Below are 12046 nucleotides of genomic sequence, written 5' to 3' on the forward strand. Positions count from 1 at the left end.
CCCCCTTACACCGACGTGCCAGCGTGGTTGGCGGTTTCTACAGGTTGCTGCTCCTGTCTGGAGATCGCGGGGCTCTGGGGCTTTTTGGGGCCGTCCCAGTTGATGACACCGGCGAGATAGAGCCCCGTCTTGGCGCTGATCGGGCCGATCATCTCATAGAGAACCGAGGACGAAAGAATGATGGTTGAGAGGAGGGCGCCCATGTCGGGCGGCAACAGGCGCGCACCCAGAATGGCAAGGCCGATGGAGACGCCGGCCTGCGGAATCAGCGTCAAACCGAAGTAGTTGCGCACTGCCCGGTCGGCCCCTGTGATGCTCGCCCCGAGAAAAGATCCGAGATACTTGCCGACGATACGCACGGCGAAGTAGGTGATGCCAATGACCCCGGCCGAGACGAGGGCGTTGATGTCCAGACGCATGCCCGATAGGACAAAGAAAGTCGTCAGAATGGGCGGAGTGAATTTGTTGACCTGTTTGAAGAGGTTCTTGTTTCCGCTCAAGTTGCTGTAGGCCGTGCCGAGCGCCATGCAGGAGAGCAGCGGCGAGATGCCCGCCGCCGAGCAGAGGCCGCTCATCAGCATCAAAAGAGCGATGGTGACGACCAGACAGTGATCCTTGGAACGGTGGTCGTTGATGAGCTTTGTGAGCAAAAAGCCGAGAAGAATGCCGATGCCCACGGCCGCCATGTTGAGTACAATCGGGATGATGACGACGTAGGCGTCAAAAGCCCCTCTGCTGCTGACGGCCTGAGCCACTGCGGCACAGATGGAAAAAGCGATCAGCGCAACCGCGTCATCGAGGGCGACCACCTGCAAAATGAGATTGACAAAGTTGCCCTTGGCTTTGTACTGGCGAATGGTCATGATGGTGGAAGCAGGCGCCGTAGCCGATCCGATGGCGCCGAGCAGCAGAGAGAATGAGAGCGGCAGGTGAAACACAAAGAGCATGGTGAGTGTGACCACAACAGCGGCGACCAGCGCCTCGCAGAGTGTGAGAACAAAGACCGTCGAGCCGTTTTTTCGCAACGAGGAGAGCTTGAGATACTTTCCCACACCAAAGGCGATGAAAGAGAGCGCCATATCGGTGACGAATTCCATGCCGGATATGATCTGCACCGGAATCAGGTGAAGAACATAGGGGCCGATGACAATGCCCGCGAGAATATAGCCCGTCACATTGGGCAGGTGAAGCGGCTTTGTAAACCTTGTGAGAAGAAAGCCGGCCGCCAAAATCGCCGCGATGCTCAAAATGACAAGAGTATTGGTTTGAAAGGTGAAAGTATCGGCGAAAAATGCCTGTATGTTCTGCAGCATGGATTCCCACCCTCTTATGATTCATTTGGCGCCCCGGCGCAAGAGGTCTCACAGCCAGGGGAGCTTACAACCTTGATTCTATGCGGCGTCGGTGATAAAATCAAATTATCTTATTTTGACCTGTTATAAATTTTTTGAATAATTCTATGTGAGAGGGAGGGGTGTCGTGATGATTGACAGCAAAATCAGGACGCTGATCACACTGGCCAACATCGGCAGCTACACCAAGACGGCAAAAGTGCTGTCACTGACGCAGCCGGCGGTCAGCCATCACATCCGCCAGCTCGAACAGGAATACGGCGTCAAAATCTTTCGCAGGGCCAAAAATAAGCTGATTCCAACGCCAGAGGGCGAGATTTTGATCAAATATGCCCGTCGTATTGTGGCGCTCTCCGATAGCGCGCGTCAGGCACTGGAGGACTGTCAGCACTCCATTCACCGGTTCAACGTGGGCATCACACCGACGGTCGGGCAGAATCTGGTCTCGCAGGTTTTTGTCGCCTACTGCCGGGAACATCCGGGCGTACACATCAACATTTTGACTGATACGATAAAGAAAATTTATAAAAAGCTGCAAAATTATGAGCTTGACTGGGCCATTGTAGACGTGTCAGCTCCCAATCCGGACTATGTGACGCTGCTGCTCGACATGGATTACCTTTGTCTGGTTGTATCACCGCAGCATCCGTTTGCCGATCGGGCAAGCGTGCCGCTGGCCGAACTCAAGGCCCAGCGATTCATTCTGCGTCCCCCGAGTGCCGGAACCCGCTCACTCTTTGAAAACCACCTCATGAGCCACAACGAGACCATCCGTGACTTCAATATCGTCATTGAAATCGACAACATCACCACCATCAAGGAACTGGTCGCCTCCAACCTCGGGGTGACCATCATGGCGCACAGTGCTGTGGCGGAGGAGGAGAGTTCGGGACGGTTGAAAGTTGTGCCGGTAGAGAACTTCAATATGCCGCGGCAGATCAACCTGGTCTACCGCCCGGAATTCAACCACGCCGAGATCTTTGAGGAGATTCGGGGCATTTACAACAGGGGAAGAAGCAGAAAATCAGCAGAGGAGACATGATATGAGAAGAGCAGACAGAGAGATCACCAACACAAGCGAAATCAGAGAAATTCTGGCGGCCTGCGATGTGTGCCGCATCGGCTTCGGGGGAGAGATTCCCTACATCGTGCCAATGAACTTTGGCTGGGAGGAGCGCGACAGCCGGCTCACGCTTTACTTTCACTGCGCACATGAAGGGCGCAAGCTCGAGCGCATGAGGGAGGGCGGCGTCGTCTGCTTCGAGATGGACACCCGCCACAGACTTGAGACCGCGCAGCTTCCCTGCCAGTACACCATGTACTATGACAGTATCATGGGAATAGGCCGGCTTTCGGAGGTGGACGACCCCGCCGAAAAGGTGCGCGGTCTCAAAAGCATTCTGCATCAGCTCGAACCGGGCAGACCCCACGAGATTGATGTGCGGCAGGCGGCTACCGTCACGGTGCTGCGTCTCGATGTGCAGTCGCTCAGCGCCAAAGGACACCGCGCACACTGAATATGGCAAAAAAAGAGAGGCCCTGATATTGGGGCCTCTCTTTTTTTAATAAAAGGAATTGACAGAACAAAAGAAATGATATATAGTTAGTTACACAACTAATTAACTGATTGGGTGGTGAGAGAATGAAACTGAACCTGCAGAGCGAGAAACCCATTTTTTTGCAGATTGCCGAACAGATCGAGGACGCGGTCTTTACCGGCGCATTTGCCGAGCAGACGCAGATTCCGTCCACAACGGAGATCTCCGCACAGTTTCAGATCAATCCTGCAACCGTGCTCAAGGGGATGAATTTGCTGGTGGCGGATGGGATTCTCTATAAAAAAAGGGGGCTTGGGATGTTTGTTGCCGAGGGGGCGCTCGAGAGAGTGCGCCGCAAGCGACACGATTCGTTTTACGAAAACTATGTGGAGAGCATGCTTGACGAGGCGAGAAAGCTCGGGATGACCCGGGAGGAGCTGCTCACATTGATTGAAAGGGGATACCGGAATGAACGGAATTGAAATCAGAGGCGTTAGCAAGAGCTTCGCCGGTTTACGGGCGCTCGATGATATCACGCTGACACTTGGGGAGGGGATGATCTACGGTCTGCTCGGCCGCAACGGCGCGGGAAAATCCACTCTGCTTAATCTCATTACAAACCGTCTTTTCCCAGATGAGGGCGAAATTTTCATCAACGGCGAGCCGGCTGCGGAAAACGATCGCGCCCAGAGCCTTGTCTATCTGATGGGGGAGAAAGACTACTATCCCGATGCCATGCGCGTACGGGATGTCTTTCGCTGGACGGGAAACTTTTACGGCGGTTTTGATCTGGAGCGTGCAGGCGAGTTCTGCGAGCTCTTCGGTCTGGATCAGACGAAGAAAATTCAGCAGCTCTCCACCGGCTACCGCTCAATCTACAAAATAATAACTGCGCTATGCGTCGATGTGCCGTATGTGCTGCTTGATGAACCGGTGCTCGGGTTGGACGCCAACCACCGGGAGCTCTTCTACAAACTGCTTATTGAGCAGTATGCAGCCGAGCCGAGAACTTTTGTTCTCTCAACCCACCTCATTGAGGAGATCGCAGCGCTCATCGAACAGATCGTTGTCATCAAGAACGGGCGAATCATCCGGGACGAATCCTGTGAAAGTCTGCTCGCATCCGGCTATACCGTAGCGGGAAAGGCCGGTGACGTCGACCGTTTCATTGAGGGAAAGAACGTCATCGGCACCGATACACTTGGGGGCCTTAAGACTGCCTATCTGCTGGGGCGACCGAACAGGGACGAGGTACCACAGGGAATTGAACTCTCACGGATTGATCTACAGAAGCTCTTCATTGAGCTGACCAACGAACAGGGGGCAAAGAAATGAATAAGTGGAAGACAACCGTACGCTATTACTGCGCGGATTATCGATTTGCGGTCGCGATGTTCTATCTCGTAATTGTGGCTCTGCTGCTCTTGAGTGTTCTACTCGAGCACATGGTCGAAAAGGGGGGACAGATCAATGGTTTCGATGTATCGGCCTGTGTCTTCATGCTGGTGATGGGAATGAACTCTTTCAAACCAACGCTTCGCATGCTGCTGCAAAATGGTGTGTCGCGGCGCACACTTTTTCGGGGCTTTTTCTGCTCAGGCGCGCTGGTAGCGCTGATGATGGCGGTAGGCAATCTGGCCGTCGCATGGATCGGCGATGCGCTGATCCACTATACGCCGCTCTATGAAATGATCTACGGCGGCGCGGGCAATGCCCTGCTTTCCACCCTCTGGAATTTCTGCCTGTTTTTCATGGCGGTGACTCTTGGCTTTTTGATCACGGTGCTCTACTACCGCATGAACCGGGGACAGAAGACCGTTGTCTCCATTGCGGTTCCCGCATTGCTGGCGGTGGTGCTGCCGTTGGTGGACTACAGTCTTTTGAGTGGGCGTATCGCGGCGGCACTGGAGAAGTTTCTGCTCGCTGTGATGGGTCTGTCAGCGGGGCCATACCCGTTTTTGGCAGTGCTCTTCTTTCTCACACTCAGCGCCGTGTTTGCGGGACTTAGCTTTCTGCTGGTGCGCCGAGCGCCAATTAAGGACTGAAGACAGAAAAGGCCGGGCAAACTTGCTCGGCCTTTTGCTTTCTTCAGATGAGCCCCAGGCGCACGAGACCGCGCCAGACCCCCTCATCACGCACCGAGTCGGTGACAAGGGAGCAGACCTGCTCAAGACGCTTGGAGTGGCGCGCCATCATCACTCCCGTGCCGACGGTACGAAGCATGTCATAGTCGTTGTCGGCGTCGCCGAAAGCGTAGGTGCAGCGCCTGTCGATGCCGTAGTGGGCGAGCAGTTTTTCGATGGCAACACCCTTGTTGATTCCGCGCTTTCCCACGTCGCAGGAGTAGTTTCCCGGCTGGTCGGTGATCTCATAGAGATCGTCGAATTCCCGGTGAAAGCGTTCGAGCTTTTGAGGGCTGTCATAGGTGATCATCAGTTTGTTTACAGCGATGGCGTGGGGGTCTTCAAGCGGCAAAAACTTCGATGTATCAAGCCGAAAAAGCTGCGCCATACGACGGTAATAGGTTTCGTTCGGGTCCTTGACAAAGCAGATCTGCTGGCTTTCGATGATGTAGTTGATGCCGGCGCCCTCAAGAAAGGCGAGAAGCCGATCAAGGGCATCGGGGGCGATGGTGTCATCCCAGATGGAGACGCCCGCCACCTCGGCGTGCGCGCCGTTGGTGGTGATGTAGCTCTCAAAGCAAAGCAGCCCCTCAGGGATATAACACTTGGCCCGCCCGGTGGCAAGCGCCACCAGATAGCCGCGCGCGCGAAGCGCTGCGATCGCCTCGAGCGTCTTGGCTGTGGGGGAACAGATTCCGCAGGTCTCATCGAGCATGGTGCCGTCGGCATCCAAAAATACTGCGCCCTGGTACATGTCGGCCTCCTCGTCTGATTTTCTCTTTAGACAGTTTATCACAGGGCGGCGGTGCGGCGATACTGGTAAACCTGCAGCAAGTTGCACAGCCCATGACAACCAAAACCGGTATCTTATCCAAAAGAGCCCGCGCACAGCGCGGGCTCTTTTGGTGGGGGAGAAGAAAAGAATGTCAGCGCAGAATCCACTCGCTGATGGTGGAGACACCAACGCTGTAAAGAAGAATGGAGGGGGGCTTTGCGAGCGTCAGTATCAGCATGAATTTTCGAAAGGTCATCTTGGAGAGGCCGGCGATCATACACAGCAGATCGTCCGGCGCGCCGGGCAGGAGAATGGCAACGGTGAAAAGGCGCGTAAAGGTCTTTTTGCGGTCGAGCCAGCCAATGTATTTTTCGTAGGTCTGGTGGCTGACAATACTTTGAATAAAAGCCGAGCCATAGCGCCTGGCGAGAAGAAAGCTCAGTGTAGAGCCGATGAGAATACCGGCATAGTTGTAGAGAAAGCCCTGCAGCCCACCGAAGATGAACACACCGGCCGCGAGAGTGATTCCGCCGGGGATGATCGGAACCACGACCTGCACGAGCTGGATGAGAATAAAGATTACCGGTCCCCAGATGCCGCACCTGGCCACAAACTGTTCGAGAGCTGCCTCAGAGGTGAACAGCCCCATCTTTACGGCATAGATGCAGAAAGCGATGACAACGATAAATCCGGCAATGGTACAGAGATTGATCCACTTGTTTTTGCGTGTCTTCTCCAAAATGATCCCCCTTTGCGCCGACAAGTACAGTCTACAGGAGAATTCTAAAAAAGCAAGGGGGATCATTCTTAATAATTTCTGAAGAGTGAGCCTACCGAAAATGAAAAACAACCTGTTACAGGCTCCGCCAAAATGGAATTTCAGATGCTCTGTCCCCATATTTCGCGGGAATATCCAGTCCTGCGGATAGAACCTTGCTTGCAAGGTAAAATAGGAACATTACTTGCAAACGGAGGTAAATTGCATTGAAGAAATTACAATTGACGGCTGAGAAAATCGCCTCTTACGGTCAGTATCTGCACAGGGAGGAACGCAGTCCGGGCACAATCGAAAAATATCAGCGAGATGTAAATGCCTTTGCCCGGTGGCTGGGTGACAGGGACATCACAAAGGAGCTGGCGGCAGGCTGGAAGGCGTATCTGTTGGAACAGGGCTATGCGCCTGTCACCATCAATGCCATGCTCTCGGCCCTGAACGGCTTATTCGGATTTCTTGGCTGGGATGCGTTCAGAGTGAAATTCTTGAAAATACAGCGCAGTCTGTTTCGAGACTCGAGCCGGGAATTGACCAGAGTGGAGTATGACCGCCTGATTGCCAGCGCTAAAGAATTGGGCCGGGAACGGTTGACACTGCTCATGGAAGCCATCTGCGCCACGGGTATCCGGGTTTCCGAGGTGCGGTATATCACGGTTGAAGCCGCCCGGCAAGGTAGAGCGGAGATCTCGTTGAAAGGTAAAATTCGGGCCATTCTGCTCTCGAGCAAACTGTGCCGCAAACTTCTGAAGTATGCCCAGAAACAAAAAATCGCCTCTGGCGCAATCTTTCGCACCAAAAGCGGAAAGGAGATCAGCCGCCGCCAAATCTGGGCGGAGCTGAAAGGGCTTTGCAAACATGCGGGAGTGATCCCCACAAAAGTATTCCCGCATAACCTGCGGCATCTGTTTGCCACAATCTTTTACAGGGCCTGCAAGGATATTGTGCGGCTGGCCGATGTGCTGGGGCATTCCAGCATCGAGACCACCCGTATTTACCTTGTGACCTCCGGTGTTGAACACCAGCGCCAACTGGAGCGGTTGGGATTGGTATCATAGACAAAATCAACATTTTGCAAAAGTAGCACAAACGCCGGGAGAACCCGGCGAAACACAAAATCAACATTTTGTCACAAAAACAGACGGAGAACAATCCCTCGGCTACATAATGATTAAAAAGTATATCATGATATTGCCCAAAACGCAATGTGGATTCCTGATTTTGGGCATAAAATATCCTCCCGCAAAGATTGCATATTTTGCGGTCGTCTTTTGTGCGCTCTGTCACGCTGTGTTCAGCCAGTGGCAGAGCTTTTTTCTGTTTTGGACGTTCGTTGAAAGCACAATGCCATGTGAACAAAGGACAAAATGTTGATTTTGAGATAGGGGTGATGCGCAAGTGATAACGAAGCAATCTCTGTCGGATCCGATTTCCATTCCGCGGAGCTGTGATTGACCGAACAAAGCGCCGGAGAGAGGCTGCCAGAAGTTGAGCATAGGGAAGAGGAGATGACATCATGAGAAAGAAATTGTTTGCCGGGCTGTTCGGTATTTGCCTGCTTTTGGGGCTGCTGGCCACAGCAGCTTTTGCCGCACCGCAGAGGGCAGGCACCGGCCTCACAGCCGACGATCCCATAGCGGTGGAGCAGGAGAATTTGGTAATCAGAAACGATACCTATTATGGTATTTCAAAGACATGGTTCGCCAGCTTAAATCTCGACAAGGCGGATATCCGCTATTTTTCTATCCAGATACCAAACACAGTGAAGACCATTGCGGCCAACGGCTTTACCGATGCATACAGCAATGAAAAGGATCGATACGGCGCCGTTACTTATAATGATGATCTGGGCAGATACCATGTGGCTGCCATTGATTTTTCTCAAGCTACAAACCTGACGACAATCAAGAGCCAGGCCGCCATGTCTTCCCCCATTTCCGGTGTGCTGGATCTGTCCCAGACCAGGGTGACTGACCTGGAGAAGAACGCATTCAAATCATGCGTCAATCTGACCGGGGTGATTTTGCCTGCTACTTTGCAGAATATTGGAAGCAAAGACAGCGGCTCCGTGTTTTACGGCTGTACCGGTCTGCAATATGTGCGCACCGCCGACAGCGACTCTGATGCGGTGTTTGAGCTGCCGGATCATTTGCTGGTAATTGGCAGACAGAGCTTTTACCAGTGCAGCGGCCTGCCCGCGAATACCACGGTGGAGATCCCTGCTTCGGTGAACTATGTGGGAAGCGAAGTGTTTCACTACACGACGCCGGTCACGACGATCGTGGTGAAAACCGACGATGCCAATGCCTATGATGGCGGGGCATTTAAAAGCACCGATCATGGCCTGGGGAAACGACTGATCGTGTTTCAAAATTCGGCCGCCCGAAGCACTTTTTCGCCAAGTGGTCTCAGTTCGTATCGAAACGCCTGCACATATGAATTCACCCTGCACTATGGAACGGGACCCGACGCTAAAACAGAGCCGAAACTGCACGGGCAGGCAGTAAATGTCTGCAAAGCGCCAGACGGAGACTGGTTCGTGGATGAAGAGTATACTATCCCGGATGCAAAGGGAGACGACATCCCCGTCGGATATGTCGGCGGTTGGGTCTATAACAATGCCCTATTGACATCAAAAACCGTATTGAAACCTGACGGTGACGATCTCTATCTGGACATTCGCAACATTCTGCAAGCCCCCACAGTGGAGTTCATTGTAAATGGAGAGACCATCCCGGCTTCGGATACGTATCCGAAATTGAGAGTATCCCCTGGAGCAGAGATCGGTGTCAAGGTCTCTCATGCGATCCAGAGCGACCCGGACGCCGATGTGAAAGTCAAATTTGAATACCAGTGGATCGATGTGTGGCAGGGCGGCAGAGAGGGACCACGCATGGAGGAGGACGGTTTCGGCAGGTATAATTTGTGGGATAAGCCAGACGTTACAAATACGATTCGGATTAACGGATCTGAGGATGAGAGGACTTCTGCCGGCAATTACACGGACCAGGACTACGGAGACGGGTACTATCTTGTGGTGATCTACGGCTATGCCGTACCAAAAACTGGCGGCCAGTGGGAACGATTTTATCAATCCGCCAATACGGTGATCGGTTCCGACCCGGGGCGGACGGTCAATACGGCCTATCTGTTCGATGTTACCATAGCGGAGCCCGTCACTGTCACCCCGGCTGATATCACCATCTACACTGGCGGAGAGGGTTACACTGGTGTGGTCAACGATGCCGGCCAGCAGGTCCCATCGTCAAACGGCCTGCCGGAGCCCGGCTACTATATCACGCTGCCAAAGCGTATCAACGAGCAGTTGGGCGGCGACGCCAATGCGGCAGATCTGTCTAAAATTTTAAAATTTACCTATCAGGATGGGCAGGGCAGAGAAAGAGAATGGAAGCTGGAACTCTATGGCACAGACGCTCACAGCAGCAATGTGGAGGGCACTGATCGACAGCGCTACATCTACCGGGTGTTGCCGGGTATAGACGAGACCGGGCAAGAGATTCCGCTCCGGCTGCAGTTTGCTGATTATGAGGGCAATGTCATTGTCAGCGATGTATTTTCTCCAAACGTAGAAGAGCAGTACCGGGAATACGACATGGGCATTTACCCAGGAGATCTGGAGACGGGAAGAATTACTGCCGAGATTGATCTTGGCGGCGGGCAGACTGTTTTCAGTGACATTGTCTCCAGCACTGGCAAACTGGTGGTGCGCGGCCTGACGGATGATAACGTCACAGTAGAAATTGTCGGCGATGAGAGCGGTCTTTCCGCCAGGGGGATAACCGCAGTGGCACCTGATGACATCGCCTACTATGTAAACGGAAGCAATGTGGAGGTGGCCGACCCCTCCGGTGTCAAATTGCTGATTGACGAGGTGCTGGACGACAGCGTACTGACCGACTACATCGAACAGAACATGACTGAACATATCCCGACTGGGGATTACGCCTACGAACAGAAGTATTTTGACCTGGTGGATACCAGAAACGGAAATACCTACCTGACCATAGGCGCTGACCAGGTACTGACGATTTACTGGCCAATCCCCAATGATTTTGATGACGCCAGACCGTTCTATATGGTCCATTTTGAGGCGCTGGATCGGAATTATAGTCACTTGGACCAGGAACTGTCTGCTGCTCCGCCAAAAATAATTTCCGCTGAACTCGCGACCGTGGGCGCAACGAAGTACATCAAGTTTGAAACGGAGTCTTTCTCTCCCTTTGTGCTGGTCTATGGGAAAAAATCCGGTGGCAGCGGTGAGACGGACCCCCATTATACCCTCCGCTACGACACAAACGGCGGTCAAATCCTCAAGGCCGAAACGAAGCGCTACTCATGGACAAAAGAATATGAGCAGTTGCCTGTTCCCGTCCGCAACGGTCACACTTTCGAGGGGTGGTATCTGGATAGCAAGCTGACCAATCTGGTACGGGAGGATGTCAAGGTCAACCGCGCCACGGTCACCCTTTACGCCGGGTGGAGTAAAAATATGGGAGATCCGGACAACAATGGTGTATCCAGCTGGTTGAACACCGAGGACCACAATTCGTATCTCAACGGATACGGAAACGGCACATTTCGCCCAAACGGCAATATGACCCGCGCTGAGGCTGCACAGATGTTCTACAATCTGCTGTTGGACAGGGATATTCCCCTTACAGCTTCCTTTTCCGACGTCACGGCCGGCACTTGGTACACTACGGCGGTCAATGCATTGGCGTCTCTGGGGATTGTCAATGGAACAGGAAACAATCAATTTGAACCAGACCGCCCCATTACTCGCGCTGAATTCACTGTGATTGCCATGCGCTTTGCCGATGGTGTGACTGGAGGGGAAAATGTTTTCTCTGACGTCAGTTTGGATGACTGGTTTTACAGACATGTGATCGGCTCGACTCAGTATGGCTGGATCACCGGTTATTCCGATGGCACTTTTCGCCCTGACAACACCATTACCCGTGCGGAGGCAACCGCAGTAGTCAACCGGATGCTGAACCGCAGCGCTGACAAAATATTTGTAGATCGCCACTCAAAAGAGCTGCGTCCGTTTGTGGATCTTTCCCAGGGTCACTGGGGCTATTACCAGATTGTAGAGGCCACAAACACACACGACTATACAAGAGGTGACGATGGGGAAGTCTGGGTTGCCACGAAATAAGCCCTTGAAGCGAAAGCGCGTGAACAACGTCTGAAAGCGCTATCGGAACAGAGACAAAGAGAAGTCCCGCAGCGGCTGAGAGCCCGCGGGACTTCTCTTTTGTATCGTAGACACAAAAAGCAATCTGAAAGGCAACACTTTAACGACAGTGCCTTAATATAAACTGGCACAAAAAATACAGAATGAAAAATGGATTTCTATTTTGTAAAATAGTTCTGTTTTTTCTCATGATTAAAGCTTTACGGATTTAGAAGCAAAAAGGGCATGCACTTTGCGCCACACAGCAATCGCCGTCTGCGCGTACGCT

General features: G+C 53.0%; 10 protein-coding genes. 7 read left to right on the forward strand and 3 right to left on the reverse strand.

Going from position 1 to position 12046, the window contains the following annotated elements; all coding sequences use genetic code 11:
* Positions 1-5: 5 nt before the first annotated feature.
* Entirely contained in the window at positions 6-1313 is a 1308-nt protein-coding gene (locus H8695_RS01795) for a cation:proton antiporter (protein WP_249299162.1), read from the reverse strand.
* Between the two features lie 169 nt (positions 1314-1482).
* Between H8695_RS01795 and H8695_RS01800 the strand changes: the two genes are divergently transcribed.
* From H8695_RS01800 to H8695_RS01820, 5 genes are all read left to right on the forward strand, one after another.
* Positions 1483-2394, forward strand: a complete 912-nt coding sequence (locus tag H8695_RS01800) for a LysR family transcriptional regulator (protein WP_249299163.1) — start codon at positions 1483-1485, stop codon at positions 2392-2394.
* A gap of 1 nt (position 2395) precedes the next feature.
* Positions 2396-2869 (forward strand): pyridoxamine 5'-phosphate oxidase family protein, encoded by a 474-nt coding sequence (locus tag H8695_RS01805; RefSeq protein WP_249299164.1) that lies wholly within the window; start codon positions 2396-2398, stop codon positions 2867-2869.
* Positions 2870-2994: 125 nt separating this feature from the next.
* Positions 2995-3372, forward strand: coding sequence for a GntR family transcriptional regulator (locus H8695_RS01810; RefSeq protein WP_249299165.1), 378 nt, complete (start codon positions 2995-2997; stop codon positions 3370-3372).
* Positions 3359-4225 carry an ABC transporter ATP-binding protein gene (locus H8695_RS01815; protein ID WP_249299166.1) on the forward strand — a complete coding sequence of 289 codons (867 nt, stop codon included), beginning with the start codon at positions 3359-3361 and terminating at the stop codon, positions 4223-4225. Before H8695_RS01810 ends, H8695_RS01815 begins: the two co-directional genes overlap by 14 nt.
* Positions 4222-4935, forward strand: a complete 714-nt coding sequence (locus tag H8695_RS01820; RefSeq protein WP_249299167.1) for a hypothetical protein — start codon at positions 4222-4224, stop codon at positions 4933-4935. The genes H8695_RS01815 and H8695_RS01820 overlap by 4 nt, the downstream gene beginning before the upstream one ends.
* 43 nt (positions 4936-4978) lie before the next feature.
* Here the strand turns inward: H8695_RS01820 and H8695_RS01825 are convergent, their stop codons facing one another.
* Together H8695_RS01825 and H8695_RS01830 are read right to left on the reverse strand one after the other, a co-directional pair.
* Positions 4979-5767 carry an HAD-IIB family hydrolase gene (locus H8695_RS01825; RefSeq protein WP_249299168.1) on the reverse strand — a complete coding sequence of 263 codons (789 nt, stop codon included), beginning with the start codon at positions 5765-5767 and terminating at the stop codon, positions 4979-4981.
* A 172-nt stretch (positions 5768-5939) separates the two neighbouring features.
* The gene (locus H8695_RS01830) at positions 5940-6527 is read right to left on the reverse strand and encodes a TVP38/TMEM64 family protein (protein ID WP_249299169.1); all 588 of its coding nucleotides are present in this window, start codon (positions 6525-6527) and stop codon (positions 5940-5942) included.
* A 245-nt stretch (positions 6528-6772) separates the two neighbouring features.
* Here H8695_RS01830 and H8695_RS01835 point away from each other — a divergent pair, with 245 nt between their 5' ends.
* On the forward strand, positions 6773-7618 hold the full coding sequence (locus H8695_RS01835) for a tyrosine-type recombinase/integrase (protein ID WP_249299170.1): 846 nt from the start codon (positions 6773-6775) through the stop codon (positions 7616-7618).
* A 458-nt stretch (positions 7619-8076) separates the two neighbouring features.
* Positions 8077-11739, forward strand: a complete 3663-nt coding sequence (locus H8695_RS01840) for an S-layer homology domain-containing protein (RefSeq protein WP_249299171.1) — start codon at positions 8077-8079, stop codon at positions 11737-11739.
* Positions 11740-12046: the final 307 nt, after the last annotated feature.

It is taken from the genome of Feifania hominis (assembly GCF_014384765.1).
GTDB lineage: Bacteria > Bacillota > Clostridia > Oscillospirales > Feifaniaceae > Feifania > Feifania hominis.